This is a genomic window from Rahnella contaminans, assembly GCF_011065485.1.
GTDB lineage: Bacteria > Pseudomonadota > Gammaproteobacteria > Enterobacterales > Enterobacteriaceae > Rahnella > Rahnella contaminans.
The window spans coordinates 280042-301735 of the sequence record NZ_JAADJS010000001.1; the positions used below are offsets into that span (position 1 = coordinate 280042).

Below are 21694 nucleotides of genomic sequence, written 5' to 3' on the forward strand. Positions count from 1 at the left end.
CAACTGAAGGTATTTATTAACAGGGAGCCGTCAAAGCATTGCGTTAATTTTCAGGATGAAAGCCTCCCATGAAAAAAAGAATACTCCCCATTCTGGCTTATACCGTTTTTGTTGCGGTTATTTCAGCGCTTATTACTACCGCCTGGTTCCATTATTTCGTCTTAAACCAGAATAGCGACAGTCCGGAAGAACAGCAGGTTCTGACTTCCCTGAGCGCCGGCAAATTATCAAAAAGTCCGATCCAAGACGGGCAGGATATTATCGAAATTTTCTCTTACGGCTGTCATTTCTGCGCGCTGAATGAAAAGAACGTAGAAGCGCTGGAAAAGCGAATGCCGGAAGGTAAAAAGCTGGTGCGCCTGCATTTCAGCCTCGACAACCAGGGCGGGCTGGCACGCTTTGCGCCGGTATTTGCGACACTTCAGGTCATGGGCATTGAAGAGTCGCACCGCGAGAGTGCTTATGAGGCCGTGCTCAAAAACAAAATTGATTTAGGTGATGCAGAGAAACGCACTGCATGGCTTCAGGAAAATAAGATCAGCGTTGATGAATATAATAAAGTCAGCCAGACACCTGAAGTGAAAGAACTGCTGGATTACATGACGAAAGTCACTCAGTACTACGATATTAATGCCACGCCGATCTTTATTGTGAATAAAAAATGGGTTGCTATTCAGGATCGCGAGTTCCCGGCGTTCTCTGATAATTTGCTGTCATTATTAGAGCATGACAAGGCGCTGGAGAAATAATGAAATTCTTCGCCCTGTGGTGCGCTCTGTTTTGGAAAAACCTGTCGGTCAGGCTGATGTGGTTTTTCTATAAACTCCGGCTTATCGGTTACAGGGCGCATTGTTTATTATTTCGTCACATTGATTACCGTATTATTTTTGGTTTGTCACGGTTCGGGCGCTTTCTGGGGCTGACGCCACGCCCGGTTAAACTGCGTGCTGCGGTCGCCCATTCAAACAGGAAGTGCCTGCTTGATGATAAAAAGACGTTTAATTATATCTGGCAAACCCGGCGTCGCGAGCTGCTGATTCAGGCGGTGACGTACGGGCAAAGCCGCCGTGCGTTGCGCGAACTGGCAGCCTGTTCGGCGGCGCTGAATGCGGTGGTTGAGCCGTTGCAGCGCGCCGGGCAGCCGGTCATTCTGGCGCCGCTGCACATGGTGTCAGACGTGCTTTCCACCATGGTGGGCGCGGCGGCGTATCCGGGAAAAGCAACGGTCATCACATCAAGAAGCGCCAATGCGCATGATGAAGCTGAACGGCAGCTGGGCGGTGTCGATCTGACCTACTGTTCAATTCATGACAATAACAAAACCCTGGCGGGCAACATGATGACGTCGGTAATGGAAGCGGCTGAGAATAAGCGAAATATTATTCTCTTTCCTGACATTACACCTGATTTCACCAACTTTGCGAGCAAGGATAAAAGCGAAAAGTTTCCGTGCCGGATATTTGGACGTCCGGCCCATCTGCACAGCGGAATTATTCGTCTGGCAAGAATGATGTCGGCACAGGTCGTTTTTTATCACCTTTATTACGATAAAGGATTGAAAATAGCGGTGCATGACCCGGTGCCGGCCAAAAAGCTAAAAACCGAAATGCCGGGAATTATTGAACGAAGTATAAGCGAACATTCCACTGACTGGATGCTGTGGCATTCACACTCACTCTTTTTTATTAATGAATAAACCAAAGTGCGTGCAGGGATATTACTGATAAGAATAGGATGTTGAGGTCGTTTGTTTATGGATAATATTATTCCCAGACTGGTTTATCAGGCTGAAACCAATGAATGTGCGCTGGCCTGTATTTCCATGCTGGCCGAAACGCAGGGCATCGACGCGCCGCTCGATGTGCTGCGTGAACGTTTCCCCGCATCAGCGCATGGCACTGCGCTGTCCACGCTTTGCGACATTTTAAATGAACTGTCGATCCCTGCGTATCCTGTCGCCTTCGATCTGGAAGAGTTGTCCGAACTGCCGCTGCCGGCGATTTTGCACTACGGCGCGAGTCACTATGTCCTGCTGGCTTACCGGCAGGGCAGTTACGTCTGCGTTATGAACCCGGCGATTGGCGAACAGCTTTTGCCGGTAGCAGCGCTGAAATCTGAAATCAGCGGCTATGCGCTGGTGCTCGATAAAGACGGAGCAACGGCAAAAGCCGTCCCTGAAAAGGTGAAGAAAACCCGCCGTTTCCGTGCGCTCGAATGCATGAGCCTGAAAGAAACCGCGGGTATTCCGGGCATTTACAGCCTGATGATGCTGGCATTTCTGGTGTCCCTGACGCTGTTTATCATGCCGGTGATGGTCAGCAGCGCCATCAATAATGTGTTCTCGTCCGGCGGTAAAACCGATTTCCCTTACTTCTACTATCTGCTGGCCTTCGTGATTTCCACGCTGCTGGCTTTTGCCGTGCGCAGCGTGACCGAGCGGTTCATCAAGCGCTTCGTAGTGATGCAAAGTGTCAGCGGTTTTTCGCGGCTGATGATGAATTCCCTGGCCTATTTTGAGAAACGCAGCCCCGGCGAAATCTACAGCCGTTTCTTTAACTGGCAACTGGCCGCCGCCCGAAAAATCGAGCTGGACAATGGCCTGCGTGTGAACTGGATTGTCGGCGCAATCGCGCTCGGCGTGATGTGTTACATCAGCCCGATGCTGGCCGCCATTTCTGCCGTGGGCGTCACCCTGATGGGGCTGGTCAGCGTCTGGGCGATTTTCCGCGATCGTTTTTACACCCAGCAAATTCAGGTAAAAAGCGCCGAGCAGAGTGATTTCCTGCTCGAAACCATCCAGGGTTTTGCCACGATAAAATCGGCAGGGCTGAGCAGCCAGCGTCAGGGTGTTTTTGCCGGATACGCGCTGTCGCTGTTTGACTGCCGCCAGAAGCAGAACGTTTACGAACAGGTCAAAAGCAGTCTGTATCAGCTGATCGGCAGCCTCGAGATGGTGTTTTTCATGCTGCTGGCGCTGCCGCTGCTGAAAGATAACCTGATTTCTCTCGGTGAGTTTTTCGCCTACAGCTTTGTTCGCCAGATTTTTACCGCGTACATCACGCAGATTTTCTTCTCCGTTTTGCAGAAAAATCAGCTGCACGTCATCGATACCCGCGCGAAGGATTTGTTTCCGTCCGCGCCGGTCAGTGAAGAAGGGCACAGCGAGACGCTGCCGCCGGTGGCGCATTTCAATGAGCAACTGACTTACCGCGATATCTGCTTTGCCTATGAACCCGGCAAACCGGTGCTGGAAAACCTGTCGGTGGTACTGCGTCGCGGCGAAGCGCTGGCGATCGTCGGGCAAAGCGGCGCGGGCAAAAGCACGTTGCTGAAAGTGATCACCGGGCTGATTGAACCGCAGTCAGGCGAAATTCTGGCAGACGGTCAGCGGGTGAGCAGCCGTCAGGCGCAGAAACTGTTCTTCCTGCAAAGCCAGGAGGACATCCTGTTCAATGCCTCAGTTGTTCAAAACATCACGCTGTTTGATCCGCATTTCGATGCACAAAAACAGCTGCGCGTTGATCAGGCTTTTCAGGGGCTGAACCTGAAAGACGTCATAGACCGTCTGCCGGGAAAACAAAATGCGCTGATCCGCGAAAGTCATCCGGCGTTATCCCTCGGCCAGCGGCAGCGCCTGATGCTGGCGCGTGCGATGTACAGCAATTGTCCGGTGCTGGTACTGGACGAACCGACGGCGAACCTGGATGAAGTTACCGCGTTGCAGGTCATGCACACCCTGATTGAACATTGCCGCCAGTATCAGAAAACGCTCATCACCGTCACGCACAGCGAAACCACCCTGACGATGTTTGACCGCATTTGCCGGATGGACCAGCGTCGCGTGGAATCTTACGGTACCGCGGCTGGCAGCCGCCGGATCCCTCAGGGAGAAGAGGCGTGATGTCCGGATTAAAAAAAATAAATGCGCTGCCGGTCAGAAAGCGCAGGGCGGTTTTTGCGCTGGCCGGCGCGCTGGTGATTGTTCTGGTCGTCGCCGGTTTCTTGCTCTGGCAGGCGTTGAACCGCACCGAAGTTCCGCTGGTGACGGAAGAAGTCAGCCGCGGCGACATCGAAAAAACGGTGCTGGCCACCGGCATCCTCAAGCCGTCCGTGCAGGTCAACGTGGGCGCGCAGGTTAACGGTCAGCTTAAGAAACTGTACGTCCGTGCGGGTGACAAGGTGACGAAAGGCCAGCTGCTGGCCGAAATCGACCCGACCTTACAGCAAAGCGAACTGCGTAAATCCGAAGCCGAACTGGACAGCGCCGTGGCGCAGAAACAGGCGTCACTTTTTACCCTCAGACAATACCAGCTGGAGCTGAAACGCCAGCGGAAGATGGACAGTGAAGGTTCCGGGATCCGCAGCACGCTGGAGCAGGCGCAGGCGAAAGTCGATACGCAGGTGGCGCAGGTCAAAGTGAATGAAGCGCAGATTGTGCAGGCACAGATGTCGCTGGAAACGGCGAAAGCCAATCTCGGCTATACGCGGATCCTCGCGCCGGTTGACGGTCAGGTTCTGGGCATTGTCACCAAGGAAGGGCAAACCGTGGTGTCCTCACAAACCGCACCGACCATTCTGGTGCTGGCGAATGTCGATACCATGACCGTACAGACCCGTATTTCAGAAACGGACATTCTGAAAGTCCACGCCGGGCAACCGCTGTGGTTCTACGTGGTGGCAGATCCGAAACATCGTTATGAAAGTGTGATGGGTACCTTGCAGGACGCACCAAATGACGCTTTGCAGGACGATACCGCCAGCACGACGTCATCACAGCAGCCGTCTGCCGTCTATTACAACGGCGTTTTCAGCGTGCCCAATCACGACCATGTGCTGCGCACATCGATGACGGCTCAGGTGTTTATTGTCACTGAGCAGGCCAGAAACGTGCTGCGTCTGCCGGTTGTCGCGCTTGGCGAACCGCAGGGGAAAGACCAGTATCAGGTGCAGGTCGTGAACGGGAAAAACGTTGAACAACGCCTGATCCGCGTCGGGATTAATGACCGCCAGTTTGCGGAAGTTAAAGAAGGGCTGAAGGAAGGCGAACGCGTCGTGGCGTTGCAGGGCAGTTCAGGAGCCGTCAATGGCTGATTCTCCGTTAATCGAGCTTGAGCATATCTACCGGCATTTTGGCACAGGAAATGCGGCCGTTACCGTGCTTAAAGATATTTCCCTGCGCGTGCATGCCGGGGAAATGCTGGCCATCATCGGCGCATCGGGTTCCGGTAAATCCACGCTGATGAACATTCTGGGCTGCCTGGATAAACCGTCAGAAGGCAGCATGCGCATTATGGATGTGCCGACGGGCGTGGCCAGCAACGAACAGCTGGCGCAGCTGCGCAGCCAGTACATCGGTTTTATTTTCCAGCGTTATCACCTGATGCCGTATCTGACGGCAATGGAAAACGTCGCCATACCGGCGCTTTACACCGATATGCCTGCGGCTGAACGTGAGAGCCGCGCGACACATTTGCTGACGCGCCTCGGGCTGGGCAGTCGTCTGGATTATCGTCCGGCGCAACTTTCCGGTGGCCAGCAGCAGCGCGTGAGTATTGCCCGTGCACTGATGAACGGCGCGCAGATTATTCTCGCGGATGAGCCGACGGGCGCACTGGACAGCAGCAGCGGGCAGGAGCTGATGGCGATTTTGCACGGTCTGCATCAGGCCGGGCACACCCTCATCATCGTGACGCACGACCGCAATATCGCCTGCCAGTGCCAGCGCATTGTGGAGATCCACGACGGGGCGATTGTTGCTGACAGCGAAAATCCGGTGGCTGAACAGGGGCAACCGCAGGGCTTACCGGCGACCACCGCAACGGGCCGTTCACCGGCCTGGCAGGGCATCAAAGAAGCCGTGCGCATGGCGTGGCGATCGCTGCTCGGACACCGCGTCCGCGCGTTCTTGTCCATGCTGGGCATCATTATCGGCATCTCGTCGGTTGTCTCTTCCATGGCGGTCGGCGAGGGCGCCCGGCAGAGCATTTTGAGTCAGATCAGCCAGCTCGGCACCAGCACCATCGAAATTCAGCCCGGTCTGGGCTGGGATAAACCGCGTCCGGATTTTGAACGTTCGCTGACGCTGGACGACGTTGAGTTGCTCGGCCGTCAGCCTTTTATCGACAGTCTGTCGCCGGTGGTCAGTAAAACGGTCATCGCGATACGCGGCGGTCGGCAGGTGCTGGTTTCGTTGTCCGGCGTCAGCAACGGTTTTTTCCGCGTGCAGGGGCTGAATTTTGCGTCGGGAAATCATTTTACCCGCCGTGACCTCGATGACCGCGAGCCGGTCGTCATCATCGATCAGAGTGTGCGCAGCACGCTGTTTCCCGGCGGCGAAGATCCGATGGGCGAGATCGTTCAGCTTTCAGGCGTGCCTTACCGCGTGATTGGCGTGGCGGACAGAAAAGGCCCGAAATACATCGGCGAGCAGCTGAGTTCCTGGATCCCTTATACATCGCTGATGGAACGCATGTCCGGGGATACGCCCCTGCAATCGATCACGCTACGTATTGCCGACAATTTCCCGATTGAGGATGCGCAGAAAGACGTTGAGCGGTTGCTGGATTCTGCGCACGGGAAACGCGATTTCTTCACGATGACCAATGATCAGATGACCAAAACGATCCGCAAAACGTCGGAATCTATGACGCTGCTGATCACTGCCATTGCCGGGATTTCCCTGCTGGTCGGCGGCGTCGGGGTGATGAATATCATGCTGGTGTCGGTCACAGAGCGTACGCATGAAATTGGTATCCGCCTTTCCGTGGGCGCACGCCCGGCGGACATCATGCGGCAATTCCTGATTGAGGCGATGGTGATTTGTACGCTCGGCGGGCTGATTGGTATTGCGGGATCCGGCCTTGCCGGGCTGATTTTTTCTCAGGTTACGCAGGAATTCACCATGATTTTCACCTGGCCGCCTATTTTGCTGGCTTGCGGATTCTCCGCGCTTATCGGGCTGGGGTTCGGCTTTTTCCCGGCACGGAATGCCGCCCGTCTGCACCCGACGGAGGCGCTGGCACGCGAATGAACAAACTGACTCTTATCGCCGTCACGCTGATGTTGAGCGGCTGCGGGCAACTGCTTAAAAGCGATTACCAGAGGCCCATGCTCTCTGTGCCTGACGCCTGGCGCTTTCAGGAAACGGGATCCGCCTACGCGAAATTCACACCGCACTGGTGGGATAACTTTAACGATCCGCAGTTGTCGCGGGTGATCAATGCCGCGCTGCAAAGTAATAACGATCTGGCGCTTGCCGGGATCAAACTTAAACAGGCGCGGCTGACTGCCGGATTGTCCGATACCAATCTGACGCCAGATTTCACGGCGAACGCGTCGGCCAGCAATACCAAAAATATGCGCAAGTCCACCACGCCGGTGGAAAGTTATGCCAACGGGCTGTCGGCGTCGTATGAGCTGGATTTGTGGGGAAAACTGGCGCGAACCCGTGAGCAGTCGGACTGGCTGGCGAAAGCGTCTGCCGAAGATTTGCAGGCGACCGCGCTCACGCTGATTGGCAACACGGCTCAGCTTTACTGGCAGATTGCCAGCCTGAATCAGCAGATCACGACATTGCAGCAAAGCCTGAGGATCGCGCAGGAGACGCTGAAGATGGTCACCTCCCGTTTCAGTGCGGGTGATCTCGGTCAGCTGGATTATTTGCAGGCGCAGCAAACGGTACTGACGCGGGAAAACAGCCTGCGGGATCTGATCCAGCAGCGCGAAGAATCGCGCAATGCGCTGGCGATTTTGCTTAACCGGCCCGCCGGACAGTTTGCCGCTGAACGCCGTTCGCTGGATTTCCACCAGACCGTACCGGTCGCCAGCCGCTTGCCGGTTGAGGTGATCGCCAGAAGGCCGGATGTGCAGTCATCCGAAATGAGTTTACGCGCCGCGCTGGCGGGGTCTGATGTTTCGCGGCTGAGCTTTTATCCGTCGCTCTCGCTGAACGGATCGCTGAATGCAGGCGCGGCGGTGTTCCGGCAGTGGTTCAGCAATCCGGCACGTACGCTGGGCACGGCGCTCGATTTGCCGTTTATCCAGTGGAACAAAGTGCAGATGACGGTGGAACAGTCCGGGCTGGATGTGCAGACCGCCGCAATCCAGTTCCGCAGCACTGTTTACAGCGCGTTGCAGGATGTGGATAACGCCCAGTCGCAACGCCAGACGTATCAGCAGCAAAAACAGAGTCAGTTGCAGAATCTGGAACTGAGTCGTCAGCGGCTGACGCTGGTAGACAGCCAGTACCGCAACGGGTCGGTGACCTTCCAGACATTACTCGATGCGCAGGATTCGCTGCTGGACAGCGAAAATACGCTGATCACCACCCAATACAATTATCTCTACTCCACCATGAAACTCTGGCTGGCGCTGGGCGGCGGGGAAGACAACACAATGAATCAGAAAGGATAAGTAATGGAAAAGGAACTGTCTGAACGCGCTAACGCCCCGCGTCGGGTCGTGGTGACCGGTTACGGCGCCGTCACGCCGCTGGGCATGAATGCCGCAGAAAGCTGGGCGGCGATCATGGCGTACAAACCGGGTTATCAGTACTGCGACAAATCGGCGGCCGGAATTAAATCGCGCTTCTACGGGCTGATTGAAAACGAGCCGGTATTAAAAAATGTACCGGCGGCCATCCGCCGCCGCCTGCCGCGTTATGCACGTCTGACACTCGCGTCGGCGCAAGAAGCCATGAAAATGGCCTTCGGTGATGAACATCCGGAACAGCATTATGACCTGCTGGACTGCGGCGCAATTATGGGCACCGGCTGGGCGGGACAGGATGAAACGCAGGTGCATTACGACGATTTTCTGCGTACCGGTATGGGTTCGCCGTTTGGCTGTTTCTTCTCGATGCCAAGTTCTGCCACGGCGGCGGTCAGCCTGCTGTGGGGGCTGCGTGGCTATCAGAATACGACAATCGCGGCCTGTGCCACTGGCACCATGGCGGTCGGCGATGCGTTTGAACTGATCCGCAACGGGCGGGCAAAAATGATGCTCGCCGGGGCGGGGGAATCGCTGCGCTCGGATTCGGCGGTCTGGAATATCGACGTACTTGGCGCGCTGGCCAGCGAACAGGGAGAAATCACCCGCGCCTGCTGCCCGTTCAGCCTCGACCGCAACGGGTTTGTGCTCAGCGAAGGCGCGGCGGTGCTGTGTCTGGAAGATCGCGAAACCGCGCTGGCGCGGGGCGCGACTATCCTCGGCGAGATTTGCGGATACGGGAATTTCTCGGACGCCTTTGACTTTACCGCACCGGCAGCCGACAAAATTGCGCGGGTGCAGACCATCCGGCATGCGCTGGATCAGGCGGGCATCGCGGCCAGCCAGCTCGATTACATCAACGCTCACGGCACGTCCACGCCGCTTAACGATCTCAACGAAACTGAAGCGATCAAAATGGCGCTGGGCGATGAAGTGGCTTACGCCACGCCGTGTTCGAGCACCAAATCCTATACCGGTCATCTTATTGGCGCGGCGGGCAGTTTTGAAACCATCGTCTGTCTCCAGGCGCTGGCGCACCAGATTATGCCGGCGACATGCAATCTGAATAACCCGGATCCGGCGTGCGATCTGGATTACATCCCGAACCAGCATCGTCCGGCGCAGATGAAAACCACCCTGAACCTGAGCTTTGGTTTTGGCGGGGCGAACGCGGCGCTGGTAATCAGCCGGGGGCAATAATGTCGTTTATTTACAGCCTGCGCGATGCCGAAACGTGGGCGAAGTTTTCCGGTGATTACAACCCGATTCATTTTGATCACGTCGAAGCTAAACGGCTGGGGCTGGACGGTTTATGCGTTCACGGCATGCGCGCGATGCTCGATATCAAAACGGCGCTGAGCGCCCGGATGGAAAACGATGCGTCCGGCGCGGACGGTTTCAGTTTCGTCAGCCGCCTGCGCGAACCGGTGCTTTGCGATGAGCCGTATCAGCTGGCGCTGAGTGAAACGGTGCGCCGGGGACGTATGCAGATAAGCGGCAATCTGCTGGGCAAAGAGGCCTCCGCGCAGGCCAGTATCAGCAGCAAACTGACCGGCACCGGTGGCGTAAATTTAGCGCCGGTGACGCAGACGTTTTCACTTTCTGCGCAAACCCTGAGGTCGTTTTATCAGGATTTCCCGCACGGGGGAAAACCGGTGGCGGTCTGGAATTTTATGGACGCGGTGCTGTTTCGCCAGCTGGTTCAGTCGTCCGGCACGCTCGACACCGTGCGCAGTATTTTGCCGGAAGTCAGGGCAACCTGCCTGAGCGAAGTTTTCAGCCAGGTTCAGGTGGTGCAAACGCATCATGAGACCCGTTTTTCACGTTCGCTGCTGGCGGCGGGCACAGAAACGGCGTGCTGCGAAGCCTTCGATTACGCCGTGCTGCCGACGCTGGTGACCGGCGATAAGCATTCGGGGCTGATTTTGCTCGCCAGCCTCCAGGCATGGCGCGGCGAGGAACCGCGCATGACGGTGACCGTAACTCTCAAAACCGGGCCGCTGACGGCCTGAATAAAAACACTGATTCATTATTCAATCTTTGAACACACACAATAACATAATGATATTAAAGGACTAAAAATGGCTCAATACGATGAAGTTTATGAAAAAGTCAGCGAGATGCTGTGCGATGCGAAAGATCTGGAACCTGATGCCTTAGCGCCTGACTCGCCGCTTCACCAGCTCAAGCTGGACAGTCTGGATTATGTTGAGCTGATGGTGCTGGCGAAAAAGGAATTTGGCGTGTCGGTGGAAGCCGAATTGTTCGTCAATAATCCGCAAATTTCGCTGCGCGAATTGTGCCAGTACCTCAGCGATAACAGTAAATAAGCCATGCAGGATAAATGGATCCTCGTGACCGGCGGAAGCCGTGGCATCGGTCGTGCCACGGTGATGCGGCTGGCAAAAGACTGGAATGTCGTTTTCACCTGGCAGAACAGCCAAAAGGAAAGCGATGAGCTGGAGCAGGCATGTGCCGGATTGCCGGGTTCGGTAGAAGGGCATCAGTGCGATGGCCGCGATGAACAGGCGGTGGCGGCGTTGTCCGCTGAGCTGCTGGCGCGTCTGGGCGCACCGCATGCGGTAGTTCACAATGCCGGGATTACGCTTGATGCGTTGCATATTCATCAGACCCGCGAAAACTGGCACAAAGTGATGGATACCAACCTGAATGCCATCTTCTACTGGAACCAGCAATTACTGGAACCGATGATGTTGCAGGGAGGCGGATCGGTGGTGATGATGTCATCCGTCACCGGCATTAAAGGCAACAGCGGCCAGACGGCGTATGCCGCCACCAAAGCCGCGATGATCGGCGTCAGCCGGACGCTGTCCATCGAGCTGGGGCGTTTCGGCATTCGGGTTAACTGCCTGTTGCCGGGTTATATCCGCACGGAAATTCTCGATACCGTGCCGAAAGACGTGCTGTCAGGGATCCGTAAAACGATTCCGCTCAAACGTTTTGGTCAGCCGGAAGAAGTGGCTGGCGCGGTATCCTGGCTGGTCAGCGATGACAGTGCCTATATGACCGGCCAGACGCTGGTTCTGGACGGCGGTCTTTCCGCCTGAGTTTTTCTCTGCCTCTTTCCGCTGTGTAATCAGGACGCTCTGCGTCCTGATTTTGTTTGATTTCCCGTCCACGTCTTGCCGCTCTCTGTCAGATTTCCCTCTGCCTTGCCACATTCTGTCCATTGCGTGATCAGCGACCTCCATTTGTTAGCCTGTTTGTTTGCACAATGAAAAATAAATGTTCACACAATGAAAAACCCCCGAATAAGGCTAAGAAAATTCCTTACCGCTTACAGCGTTTTTTTCGCCAATAAAACCTGATAAAAAACAGACAAATATGTAAGTTTTTAGGATGTTTTTTAGCGATTAATCATTCAAAGCTATCGGTAAGACCGGTAAATTCCTTATATTTCCGTGCGGTTTGTTATTTACTTACTCTGCCTGTGTTATTTTCCTTATGATTATATAACCAACCTCACCTATACTCAGATTTAGTGGGTTTTTATTATTGGTTTCATTTCGTGAGGTGAGCGAGTCGCATATATACAGGGCAACAGGCTTAGATGTTTTTTTGAACATTATTAATTTTTTTGCAGGAGGTGCGAGCGTCTTATTAGTGACATTGGGTATTTAAACAAGGAGCAGAAGTTAACCTTTCACTTGCAAGGATTAGCCTGAAAACAAATAAATGTTAACAGACTTTATTTGTTGGGTTGGGTGAACGATAACCTTATCTCAGATAACATACAGAGGAACAGGCACTATGAAAAATCGTAAATATTTGACCCCGTCCGAAGTGGAGAAACTGCTCGAGGCCACGCTGCATGGCAGGCACGCGGAGCGTGATTATTGCCTGATCTGGATGTGCTTTATCCACGGCTGCCGGGTCAGTGAGATCAGCAACTGGCGGCTGTCCGACATCGATATGGAGGGCAATAATATTTATATCCACCGTTTAAAAAATGGTTTTTCTACGGTTCATCCTCTTTATATGAGAGAAAGGAAATCTCTCCGGCTTTGGCTCAATAAAAGGAAGCAATACCGGGGCGCGGATTCAGACTGGTTGTTTTTATCAAACCGTGGCGCGAAATTATCACGGCAGAGAATTTACTGGTTAATTCGTAATTATAGTGAGGCCGCTAATCTCACTATTAATGCCCATCCTCATATGTTAAGACATGGCTGCGGATTTGCGCTTGCCGATCGCGGAATAGATACCCGGTTAATCCAGGATTATTTAGGTCACCGGAATATTCAGAACACCGTTTTATATACCGCCAGCAATGCTCAGCGGTTTAAAGAAGTGTGGTAAATAACATGTAATTAATTATTACAATGGAGTCATTTTGAACTAAATTGGAGCCTATCCTAGTGAGAGCGTAAATCTCTGTCAATACTGTAAATCCCTCCCCGCCAAAATTCACATTAATTAACGTTTTTTCAATAAGTTACTGCCGTAAAAACTATTTTCTCCCCATTTTTATCTCTCGGTTTTTTCTTATATCCCGTTGCTGTGGCTATTCCTTGTCTGCGACACCTCTCAATTTAACCAGATTAAAACACTATAAAAATTAAATTATATGGTTTTAATGACTTTAAATTGTGTGATTTTTGGTGGTTGCCACTAAAGGAGTCACTTTAGTTCAAAATGAATCGTTTGGTTTAGGACGTTAACCTGACCAAACGCTTTATTAAATGGAGTGGAACTCCATGAACTAAATAAAGGAATGGCAGATGGTTTTGTCAAAAACAATTCGATTACACCCTGAAGGTGTATCGACAGCAATATGTTAATAGGAAAAATATCGTGAAAAAGAATCTTCTTGTTGTTGCCCTGATGGCTGCTTCCGCTTTTGCTTCTTCAGCTTTCGCCGCTGATGGCGCAGTAAACTTCACCGGCACCATCACTGATGCAGCTTGTACTGTTGATACAGCTTCTAAAGACCAGAACGTCTTCCTGGGCAATATCGCACGTACAGCTTTCCCGGTTGCAGGCACCCTGGCTGCACCTAAGAAGTTCACTCTGGTTCTGACTGACTGCCCGGACACTGTAACTGGTGCAACCGTACGTTTCGACGGCAACCAGGTTTCTGGTGATAACAGCATTCTGGCACTGACCGCTGGCGACACTACCGCTACTGGCGTAGGTATCCAGATTTCTGACAACCAGAACAAAGTGGTTCCCCTGTACGAAGACTCCTCTGTATACCCGCTGGTCAGCACCGGCGCTAACAACCTGGACTTCTCTGCACGTTACATCTCCCTGACTGACGCTGTAACTGTCGGTGATGCAAACGGCGTGACTCAGTTCACCGTTGTTTATCAATAAGTCTTACTGATCGCCTGGCGATCAGATAAGTCAGACCAGGGGCTCCAGAGCCTCTGGTCTGTTTGAACCCTTGGTCTACATGAATCCCAAAGACAGGTTGAATCACCATGAATAAATGGCGCGTCACAGCGGTGGCAGCACTATTAATGACATTCGCGTCTGCGGCGCAGGCAGGCATCGTCGTGGGCGGAACACGTCTGATTTATGACGGCGGAAAGAAAGAAGCGTCGATCAATATCAGTAACCCGGACCACACGCCGTATCTCATTCAGTCCTGGGTCGATGGCGCCCTGACCGAAACGGGTGCGCAGGGTGAAAAGGCGCCTTTTATCGTCACGCCACCTTTGTTCCGTCTTGATGGCAACCAGCAAAATATCCTGCGAGTCGTTCGCGCGGGCGGCAATTTGCCGGAAAACAAAGAATCGCTCTACTGGCTGAACATTAAATCGATTCCTTCAGCGGAGAAAAAAGAAAACACCCTGCAAATTGCGGTGAAAACACGCATCAAACTGATTTACCGCCCGGCGGCCGTGAAGGATTCGCTGGAAGACGCCGCTAAAACGCTGACCTGGAAACGCGTCGGTAACAGCCTGCAGGTGACCAACCCTTCTGCACATTACATCACTTTCTTCAATGTGAAGATTAACGGCACTGCCGTGAAAGAAGCCACGATGGTTGCACCGCAATCAAGTGCCACCTTTGCCGTTCCTGCATTGAACGGCGGCGCACTGAGCTGGCAGTTCATTAACGACTACGGCGGTACCAGCAAGCCGTTAGTGGCAACACTCTGATCAGCGCCGTCGCCGGATAAGCTTTGCTGTGCGGGCAGGACAAGGGATGGAGGGTGCACCAGTCAGTCTGGTTGCGTTGAAAAATGGAATTATACGAATGAACAAAAAACCGAAGAATAAGACTTCGACCGGCTTTAAACGCTCCCGGATTGCCTGGCTGGTTTCCTGTCAGTTCGCAATGTTAATGGGCGGTGCAGGAATGGCCAGTGCGGCGGAATATTTCAACCCGGCATTACTGGAAATTGATAATCCCGCACAGGGGAAAGCCGATCTTTCTGTTTTTGAAGAAGGGGACTTGCAGCCACCGGGTACGTACCGCGTTGATATTTATCTCAATGGTTCGATGGTCGATACCAAAGACGTCGTATTTTCACTCGTCACAAACAGCTCGGGTAAAAAGAGCCTTCAGCCTTGTCTGAGCACCGAAATGCTCAAAGAGATGGGCGTCAGAACAGGGATGTATCCGGGCATTGCAGCCACGGATGAGTGCGCCAACTTTACCGGCGAAATCCCTCAGTCTTCTGCGGCACTGCGTTTTGATCAGCAGCGGCTGGATCTCAGCATTCCTCAGGCCTCACTCAATTCTCAGGCGCGCGGTTACGTGTCTCCTGACAAATGGGATTCGGGCATTCCGGCGTTCCTGATGAATTACAGTTTCAGCGGGGCGAATACCGAAGCGCGTAATAGCGACACCCGAAATTCCGATACGTATTACCTGAATCTGCGTTCCGGCGCGAATCTAGGTGCCTGGCGTTTGCGTAACTATTCGACCTGGAACCGAGACAGCAAAGGGACCGATCACTGGGATTCCATTAATACGTATTTACAGCGCGATATTCAGGTGCTTAAAAGCCAGCTGACGCTCGGTGACAGCAACTCACCGACGGAAGTTTTCGATACCGTGCCATTCCGTGGGGTTCAGCTGGCAACGGATGACGACATGTTACCCGACAGCATGAAAGGCTATTCGCCGGTCGTGCGCGGGATTGCGCGCAGTAACGCACAGGTCACGATCCGCCAGAACGGATACGTCATTTACCAGAGCTACGTGCCCGCGGGTGCGTTTGCGATTTCCGACCTGTATCCGACGGCGGGCAGTGGTGACCTGAACGTGACTATTAAAGAAGCCGACGGCAGTGAGCAGAATCTGGTTGTGCCGTTCGCCTCGGTGCCGGTGCTTCAGCGTGAAGGCCATCTGAAATACAGCTTCACCAGCGGTCAGTACCGTTCTTACAGCAGCGATGTTGAGAAAACGCCGTTCACGCAGGGCACGGCCATTTATGGTTTACCCCACGGCGCAACGGTGTACGGCGGTTTGCAGGCAGCGAGTAAATATCAGTCGCTGGCGATGGGACTCGGGCAAAACCTCGGGGCCATCGGTGCCTTGTCGGCGGACGTGACGCAGGCCTGGACCAGGCAGGAAGATAACCCGAAAGACAGCGGTCAGTCATACCGTGTGCGCTACGGTAAAAGCTTCGTTGAATCGGGCACGAACTTCAGCCTAGCCAGTTACCGTTATTCCACGCAGGGCTTCTATACCCTGAAAGAGGCGCTGGAAAGCTATTCCGGCGGCAACGGCTATTACTCCGACCATAAGAAGAGCCGCGCAGAACTGACGCTGAGCCAGAACTTATGGGAAAAAGCCGGTGCGATGTCCCTGAGCCTGGTGAAAGAGGAATACTGGAATAACAACCGTTCTACCGAGTCTGCCAGCGTGGGTTACAACAACACCTGGAAAGGCGTTTCTTATGGCCTCAACTACACCTACAACCGCAACGGCACTGACAGTAACGGCAACCGCACGTATTACACCGACCAGATTGTCGCGGTCAATATCAGCGTCCCGCTGGGTCAGTGGCTGGCAGGCAGTTATGCCACGTACAACCTCAATACCAGCAAGAACGGCAACACCACGCAAAACGTTGGTCTGAGCGGAACTACGCTGGCGGATAACAACCTGAACTACAGCATCAATCAGGGTTATGGCAGTCAGGGGCAGGGTTCCAACGGGTACGCGAGTGCGGACTACAAAGGCGGTTATGGCGAAGTTAACGCCGGTTACGGTTACGACAACAGCCAGCGGCGCATGGATTACGGCCTCCAGGGCGGCATTCTGGTGCATGAAAACGGCGTAACGCTATCGCAACCGCTGAGCGAAACCATTGTTCTGGTGAAAGCGCCGGGTGCGGATGGCGTCAGCATTGCCAGCAACACCGGTGTAAAAACCGACTGGCGCGGTTATGCGGTGGTGCCGTATGCCACGGCGTACCGTCGCAACCAGATTTCACTCGATACTGCAACGTTACCGGACGACGTCGACATGACGCTGACCAGTACGGCCGTTATCCCCACCCGCGGCGCGGTGGTGCGTGCGGACTTCGATCCTAACGTCGGCCAGCGTGTCCTGATGACCCTGACCCGTGCCGATGGCCAGCCGGTTCCGTTTGGTGCAATGGCGACCAACAGCACCGGTAAAAACGGCAACAGCAGCATCGTGGGCGATAGCGGACAAGTGTATCTGTCCGGTCTGGCCGACGCGGGCAAGCTGGACGTGAAATGGGGCAGCGGCGCCTCACAAGCGTGTCAGGTGAATTACACCCTGTCTGAGCAGCCTGCCGGTTCTGGGATTCAGATGATTAACGGAGCCTGCCGGTGAGGGGAAATATGGAAATGAATAATCAACATCCTGAACAGTCAGTGGAAAGGGAAAACGTACAAATGGCGTCTGAAATCATTCATCCCCGCATCTCTCTCTGGGGAAAAACCTGCGCGCTGGTCTGTTTTAGCCTGTCGGTCTGGGCGATGAGCAGTACTGCGCAGGCGGCGAGCTGTCAGCCAACGGACGGCACCAAAACCTATAACTTCGGCATGGATTATCTGCTGAGTGACCCGGCGCAAAACACCGCCGGAATGGTGAAGCCGGACGCGTTTACCTGGAACCTGAGCGGAAACTATAACGTCACCTGTTCCTGTACCGGCAGCTACACCGGCGCATATGCGACCGCTAAAGTGCCGGATACCGGCATGGTCTACAGCGACGGAACGCTGAACTATTATGCGATCAACGACTACCTCGCGGTGGCCAGTAAGGTGTACATCGCCGGGCAGGTGAACGACTTTATCGCGACGCCTTTTGACGGGCGCAGCAATCTCAATACGGCGACCAGTTGCGATAAATACCCGTATGCGACAGGGTCCAGAGGCTCGGTGTCACTTTACTTCCGTCGTCCTTTTGTCGGTGTTCAAAACATCCCTCTGACGAAAATTGTTGATGTGTATATCGCGACCGATGCCACGACGCAGTCCCCGACGCCGGTATCCACGGTCTGGATGAGCGGAACGGTCACCGTCCCCCAGTCCTGTGTGATCAACGGCGGCGGTGTGATCACCGTGCCTTTCGGCGACATCATGTCCGGTGATATTTCAACCAAAGGCGAGATGGCGAAAAACTTCACGCCGAAGAATGTCGCTTTCAACGTCGCCTGTACCAACATCTCTGACGGGGTTCAGGTCAGCCTTTCCTTCCAGGGCACACCGGATGGAAACGATCCGACTGCGCTGGCGACGACGAACAGTGATGTGGCGGTGCGACTTCAGGATGCGGCGGGCAAAACCGTTGCGCCAGTGAGTGGTTTCCTGCCGCTGAACATGGATTACACGTCTCAGGTGGGAACATCGGAAATCAACTTATATCCCTTTAACACCACGGGGAATATGCCAGATACCGGGAACTTCACGGCAACGGCCACGATCCGCGCTGAAATTCAGTAATGCCTGCGCCCGAAGCGCAGCGTGACTGACAGAGGAAAGATAAGGAGATGAGTACGATGAACTCTCAACGGAATAAACAGCAGATTGTGACGGCGCTGGTGCTGGGTGCGGCTTTTGTCCTGGCCTCACAGGCCGCGAAAGCCGACACCATCATGAATATTACCGGCAACATCAAGGCGTCGCCGTGCACGATCAACGTGCCAGCCGGCGGGCTGAATGTCGATCTGGGGCAAAACATCCAGGCGGTCAGTCTGGTGGCACCGGGCGCAGCGTCGGACTGGAAATCATTTTCCATCGCGCTGACCGCCTGCCCGACGTCAACAGCGACGGTGACCCTGACGATGAACGGTACGCAGGATGACGCTGACAACACGTTGTATGCCAATGCCGGTACGGCGGGAAACGCGCAAATCGAAGTACAAAACAGCGAGGGAACGCGTCTGGGTAACGCCGTTCAGTATACAAAAAATATTGATGCGGCCAGCCGTGGCGCTGAATTCGATCTGCAAGCCCGCGCGTATACCGTTAACGGCAATGTGACGCCGGGAACGATAAACGGTGTGCTGCTGGCGACGTTTATCTACGAATAACGTCGCACGGCGCGTTCACTAAACACAATTTCCAACATGACTTTTATTAACGTGAAAACAGGAAATAACATGAAAGGACTTATGAAAACTTCATCGCTGGCGCTGGTCATTTTTGCTGGCCTGAGCCAGAGCAGCTTTGCGGATCCGACACAAATCAACATTAACGGCACGGTCGTGGCCTCTGCCTGTACCGTTGATAATGCCGGTGCTCCGGTGCAGGTGACGCTCGATACGCTGGAAGCCACGGCGCTGGCGACCGCGGGCGAATCAGGTGGATGGAAAACGTTTGATCTGAAGCTGATTAACTGCCCGGCAACCACTACCGTCAGCACCGCGACTTTCGCCGGTACGCCTGCCACGGCGAACGCCAACCTGTACACCAATACCGGTACTGCGACCAACGTAGAAGTGGAACTGCAAAACACGGCAGGTAAGCAGCTGGGTAACGGCGCGACGTACGCGGTAGATGTTGATGCCAGCACCCATGAAGTGGTCTACCCGTTGCAGGCCCGCGCGTTCACGACCGCCGGTTCTGTCATGCCAGGAACGATCATCGGTTCTGTACAAGCCACCTTCACCTACCAGTAACGGCGGGCGGGCACGGGCCGTCATGGGAGACATTCAATGAAGCCAATAAAAAGTATTCAGGGCGTTCTGCTGCTGGCAGCGGGGGTCAGCGCGTCTGCTGCTAGCGCTACAGATCTGAATATCAACGGGAAGGTCGTCAGCAGCCCGTGCATTGTGGATACCGCGTCAGTCAGCCGCGATGTGGATTTTGGTCAGCTCATTATCAAAAAGGATCTGGCGACGGCGGGGGCAGGTGGTGACTGGAAATCCTTTGAGGTCAGGCTGAACAATTGCCCTGCGACGGTTTCCAGCGTCATCGCTAATTTCACCGGCACCCCGGCGCAGGAAGACGCGACGCTTTACAGCAACAGCGGAACGGCCACCCACGTTGGCGTACAACTGGTCACCGATGTCGATAAAACGGTAGTACTGGCGCCCGGCAGTCAGTTAAGCGCTGATGTCGATGCGCAGAGAAGCGCGGTATACGAGCTGGCCGCGCGGCCTTACACCACGAGCGGCGAGGTGACTCCCGGCTCTCTGGTGAGCCTGACACAAATTAACTTTACCTATCAGTAGCATCGCCTTCTTTCCTGTCTGCTACCGGAGGGGCTGGCGGGAAAGGGCATTCATAAAGCGGTGAACAATGGATGTTGTTCACCAGAAGGGAATTCGTTTCGTGCCATCGGGCACGGGAAGGATCACTGAAAATACAAGGAAGACATTATGAACAGTTTAAACAGCGTCAGATTTCATCAGCATGCCTTCATTTCTGCGGCCGCGGCCGCCTATCCGCAAGGGGCGTTTATTATGGATGCCTGCCCGGTTACCGCGCTGGGTGTGAAAAAAATGCTGGTCGAATCCGCCGGGATCACCGGACCTTTTACCTATGTTCAGTCACTTGCCGCTATCCCGGAGAAAATTGCCGACGCGCCGCCCGCGTTGCTGATTATGGATATTTGCGGTGAAAAGGAATCCGTGCTCGACGGGTTACGCCTGCTTTCCCAGATCGTGACGTCCAGTCCGGCCATGAAAATTGTGATTTGTACTGACTACAGTGACCACCGGATCCTCGAACTTTTAGCGTCTTCCGGGGCTCACGGCCTGTTGCTCAAAAATGAGCCGGTACTGGCGCTGGAGCAATGCGTTACAGAAGTGCTGGCTGGTGCAACACAGTGGTTAAGCCCGCGTGCGCGGCAAATCCTCTCCGGTACCCGACAAACCACGACACCGCTCACCGCGCGTGAGCTGGACGTGCTCGCGTATCTGTTCTCCGGCCTGAGCGTTTCGCGGGTCGCGCAAAGACTCCACCGGGATATCCGCACCGTCAGCACGCATAAGCGCAATGCAATGATGAAACTGGGGTTTCACAATGACAGCGAGCTCTTTGCCCAGGGGACGTGGATGGCCAAAATCGGCCCGTCCGCGATCATGTAATTTCAGATGACTGAGCCACGAGCCGGGAATTTATTCCCGGCAAGTCAGGGAGCTACACCATGATTCACGCCCACATCAAACCCCGGACGATCGCCCTGATGGACAGCCATCCGCTGACGCTTTCCGGGCTGTCCTATCTGGTTAACTCCATCGACGAGACCTGTGATATCCGGATGGAAGAGACCAGTCTGGGCCGCGTTGCAGAAGGCCTGATGTACCAGTCGGTGGACATTCTCATCACTGATCTTCATGGTTATCAGGAAAGTATTCAGGAAGGGCAGGAAATTCTTCAGCGCCTGAGCCTGCAATTTCCGCAGCTGATCATAGTGGTCTATACGCTTTGTCACGACGCCGACAAACTGAAAAGATTGCTCAAATTCAGCAATATCAGCCTGATTGCGCGCGGAGAGTCGCCGGTGATTACCGACGACTTATTCCGCCACGCGCTGGCGAAAAAAAAAGTGTTAAGCCCGCTGATTTGCTGCACGTTAGCAGAGCAGGATGCGGCCAGTCAGCGCACCGGGTTCCGGCTGACGCAAAGTGAAAATGAGATTATTAAATACCTCCTCAACGGCATGAGCCTCAGCCAGATTGCAGAAATGAAAAATCTCAGCATCAAAACCGTCAGTGCGCATAAGTGTAATGTCATGCGCAAGCTGCACATCACCACCGATGCGGAATTGTTCCTGCTGCTTAAAAATGGCCTGTGAACTGTGG

At 54.2% G+C, this 21694-nt stretch carries 20 protein-coding genes and 1 pseudogene; all 21 read left to right on the forward strand.

Annotated features, from left to right (window positions below; translation table 11 throughout):
- Positions 1-68 precede the first annotated feature (68 nt).
- Positions 69-749 carry a DsbA family protein gene (locus GW579_RS01275; protein ID WP_165057074.1) on the forward strand — a complete coding sequence of 227 codons (681 nt, stop codon included), beginning with the start codon at positions 69-71 and terminating at the stop codon, positions 747-749.
- The gene (locus tag GW579_RS01280; RefSeq protein ID WP_152325868.1) at positions 749-1696 is read left to right on the forward strand and encodes a lysophospholipid acyltransferase family protein; all 948 of its coding nucleotides are present in this window, start codon (positions 749-751) and stop codon (positions 1694-1696) included. The genes GW579_RS01275 and GW579_RS01280 overlap by 1 nt, the downstream gene beginning before the upstream one ends.
- 57 nt (positions 1697-1753) lie before the next feature.
- Positions 1754-3901 carry a peptidase domain-containing ABC transporter gene (locus GW579_RS01285; RefSeq protein ID WP_165057076.1) on the forward strand — a complete coding sequence of 716 codons (2148 nt, stop codon included), beginning with the start codon at positions 1754-1756 and terminating at the stop codon, positions 3899-3901.
- Positions 3901-5091 carry an efflux RND transporter periplasmic adaptor subunit gene (locus GW579_RS01290; RefSeq protein WP_165057078.1) on the forward strand — a complete coding sequence of 397 codons (1191 nt, stop codon included), beginning with the start codon at positions 3901-3903 and terminating at the stop codon, positions 5089-5091. The genes GW579_RS01285 and GW579_RS01290 overlap by 1 nt, the downstream gene beginning before the upstream one ends.
- Positions 5084-6544: pseudogene (locus tag GW579_RS01295) on the forward strand (ABC transporter permease); the annotation flags it as partial. The gene GW579_RS01290 and the pseudogene GW579_RS01295, both read left to right, overlap by 8 nt.
- A 168-nt stretch (positions 6545-6712) precedes the next feature.
- On the forward strand, positions 6713-7030 hold the full coding sequence (locus tag GW579_RS23935; protein ID WP_371819746.1) for an FtsX-like permease family protein: 318 nt from the start codon (positions 6713-6715) through the stop codon (positions 7028-7030).
- A complete protein-coding gene (locus tag GW579_RS01300; protein ID WP_165057081.1) occupies positions 7027-8412 on the forward strand; it encodes an efflux transporter outer membrane subunit in 1386 nt (461 codons plus the stop codon). The genes GW579_RS23935 and GW579_RS01300 overlap by 4 nt, the downstream gene beginning before the upstream one ends.
- A gap of 3 nt (positions 8413-8415) precedes the next feature.
- Positions 8416-9687: a beta-ketoacyl-[acyl-carrier-protein] synthase family protein gene (locus GW579_RS01305; RefSeq protein WP_152325873.1), complete on the forward strand. Its 1272-nt coding sequence runs from the start codon at positions 8416-8418 to the stop codon at positions 9685-9687.
- Positions 9687-10499 carry a MaoC/PaaZ C-terminal domain-containing protein gene (locus GW579_RS01310; RefSeq protein WP_165057083.1) on the forward strand — a complete coding sequence of 271 codons (813 nt, stop codon included), beginning with the start codon at positions 9687-9689 and terminating at the stop codon, positions 10497-10499. Before GW579_RS01305 ends, GW579_RS01310 begins: the two co-directional genes overlap by 1 nt.
- 69 nt (positions 10500-10568) lie before the next feature.
- Positions 10569-10817, forward strand: coding sequence for an acyl carrier protein (locus GW579_RS01315; protein WP_152325875.1), 249 nt, complete (start codon positions 10569-10571; stop codon positions 10815-10817).
- A gap of 3 nt (positions 10818-10820) precedes the next feature.
- Positions 10821-11555 (forward strand): SDR family NAD(P)-dependent oxidoreductase, encoded by a 735-nt coding sequence (locus GW579_RS01320; protein WP_152325876.1) that lies wholly within the window; start codon positions 10821-10823, stop codon positions 11553-11555.
- Between the two features lie 703 nt (positions 11556-12258).
- Complete coding sequence (locus GW579_RS01325) at positions 12259-12807, forward strand: tyrosine-type DNA invertase (RefSeq protein WP_152325877.1); 549 nt, start codon at positions 12259-12261, stop codon at positions 12805-12807.
- 495 nt (positions 12808-13302) lie between these two features.
- Complete coding sequence (locus tag GW579_RS01330) at positions 13303-13824, forward strand: fimbrial protein (protein ID WP_152325878.1); 522 nt, start codon at positions 13303-13305, stop codon at positions 13822-13824.
- 107 nt (positions 13825-13931) lie between these two features.
- Positions 13932-14615 carry a fimbrial biogenesis chaperone gene (locus GW579_RS01335; protein WP_165057086.1) on the forward strand — a complete coding sequence of 228 codons (684 nt, stop codon included), beginning with the start codon at positions 13932-13934 and terminating at the stop codon, positions 14613-14615.
- Between the two features lie 97 nt (positions 14616-14712).
- The gene (locus GW579_RS01340; RefSeq protein ID WP_165057088.1) at positions 14713-17271 is read left to right on the forward strand and encodes a fimbria/pilus outer membrane usher protein; all 2559 of its coding nucleotides are present in this window, start codon (positions 14713-14715) and stop codon (positions 17269-17271) included.
- Between the two features lie 14 nt (positions 17272-17285).
- Entirely contained in the window at positions 17286-18386 is a 1101-nt protein-coding gene (locus tag GW579_RS01345; RefSeq protein ID WP_165057090.1) for a fimbrial protein, read from the forward strand.
- Between the two features lie 56 nt (positions 18387-18442).
- Positions 18443-18976, forward strand: a complete 534-nt coding sequence (locus GW579_RS01350; protein ID WP_152325882.1) for a fimbrial protein — start codon at positions 18443-18445, stop codon at positions 18974-18976.
- A 69-nt stretch (positions 18977-19045) separates the two neighbouring features.
- The gene (locus GW579_RS01355) at positions 19046-19564 is read left to right on the forward strand and encodes a fimbrial protein (RefSeq protein WP_165057092.1); all 519 of its coding nucleotides are present in this window, start codon (positions 19046-19048) and stop codon (positions 19562-19564) included.
- A gap of 36 nt (positions 19565-19600) precedes the next feature.
- Positions 19601-20119, forward strand: coding sequence for a fimbrial protein (locus tag GW579_RS01360; protein ID WP_152325884.1), 519 nt, complete (start codon positions 19601-19603; stop codon positions 20117-20119).
- 147 nt (positions 20120-20266) lie between these two features.
- Positions 20267-20977, forward strand: coding sequence for a response regulator transcription factor (locus tag GW579_RS01365; protein ID WP_235937302.1), 711 nt, complete (start codon positions 20267-20269; stop codon positions 20975-20977).
- 59 nt (positions 20978-21036) lie between these two features.
- Positions 21037-21687, forward strand: coding sequence for a response regulator transcription factor (locus GW579_RS01370; protein WP_165057094.1), 651 nt, complete (start codon positions 21037-21039; stop codon positions 21685-21687).
- Positions 21688-21694: the final 7 nt, after the last annotated feature.

Bases quoted from the DNA above. Each gene is read 5' to 3' on its own strand.
- GW579_RS01275 (WP_165057074.1), top strand. From the start codon at position 69: ATGAAAAAAAGAATACTCCCCATTCTGGCTTATACCGTTTTTGTTGCG.
- GW579_RS01280 (WP_152325868.1), top strand. From the start codon at position 749: ATGAAATTCTTCGCCCTGTGGTGCGCTCTGTTTTGGAAAAACCTGTCG.
- GW579_RS01285 (WP_165057076.1), top strand. From the start codon at position 1,754: ATGGATAATATTATTCCCAGACTGGTTTATCAGGCTGAAACCAATGAA.
- GW579_RS01290 (WP_165057078.1), top strand. From the start codon at position 3,901: ATGTCCGGATTAAAAAAAATAAATGCGCTGCCGGTCAGAAAGCGCAGG.
- GW579_RS23935 (WP_371819746.1), top strand. From the start codon at position 6,713: ATGCTGGTGTCGGTCACAGAGCGTACGCATGAAATTGGTATCCGCCTT.
- GW579_RS01300 (WP_165057081.1), top strand. From the start codon at position 7,027: ATGAACAAACTGACTCTTATCGCCGTCACGCTGATGTTGAGCGGCTGC.
- GW579_RS01305 (WP_152325873.1), top strand. From the start codon at position 8,416: ATGGAAAAGGAACTGTCTGAACGCGCTAACGCCCCGCGTCGGGTCGTG.
- GW579_RS01310 (WP_165057083.1), top strand. From the start codon at position 9,687: ATGTCGTTTATTTACAGCCTGCGCGATGCCGAAACGTGGGCGAAGTTT.
- GW579_RS01315 (WP_152325875.1), top strand. From the start codon at position 10,569: ATGGCTCAATACGATGAAGTTTATGAAAAAGTCAGCGAGATGCTGTGC.
- GW579_RS01320 (WP_152325876.1), top strand. From the start codon at position 10,821: ATGCAGGATAAATGGATCCTCGTGACCGGCGGAAGCCGTGGCATCGGT.
- GW579_RS01325 (WP_152325877.1), top strand. From the start codon at position 12,259: ATGAAAAATCGTAAATATTTGACCCCGTCCGAAGTGGAGAAACTGCTC.
- GW579_RS01335 (WP_165057086.1), top strand. From the start codon at position 13,932: ATGAATAAATGGCGCGTCACAGCGGTGGCAGCACTATTAATGACATTC.
- GW579_RS01340 (WP_165057088.1), top strand. From the start codon at position 14,713: ATGAACAAAAAACCGAAGAATAAGACTTCGACCGGCTTTAAACGCTCC.
- GW579_RS01345 (WP_165057090.1), top strand. From the start codon at position 17,286: ATGAATAATCAACATCCTGAACAGTCAGTGGAAAGGGAAAACGTACAA.
- GW579_RS01350 (WP_152325882.1), top strand. From the start codon at position 18,443: ATGAACTCTCAACGGAATAAACAGCAGATTGTGACGGCGCTGGTGCTG.
- GW579_RS01355 (WP_165057092.1), top strand. From the start codon at position 19,046: ATGAAAGGACTTATGAAAACTTCATCGCTGGCGCTGGTCATTTTTGCT.
- GW579_RS01360 (WP_152325884.1), top strand. From the start codon at position 19,601: ATGAAGCCAATAAAAAGTATTCAGGGCGTTCTGCTGCTGGCAGCGGGG.
- GW579_RS01365 (WP_235937302.1), top strand. From the start codon at position 20,267: ATGAACAGTTTAAACAGCGTCAGATTTCATCAGCATGCCTTCATTTCT.
- GW579_RS01370 (WP_165057094.1), top strand. From the start codon at position 21,037: ATGATTCACGCCCACATCAAACCCCGGACGATCGCCCTGATGGACAGC.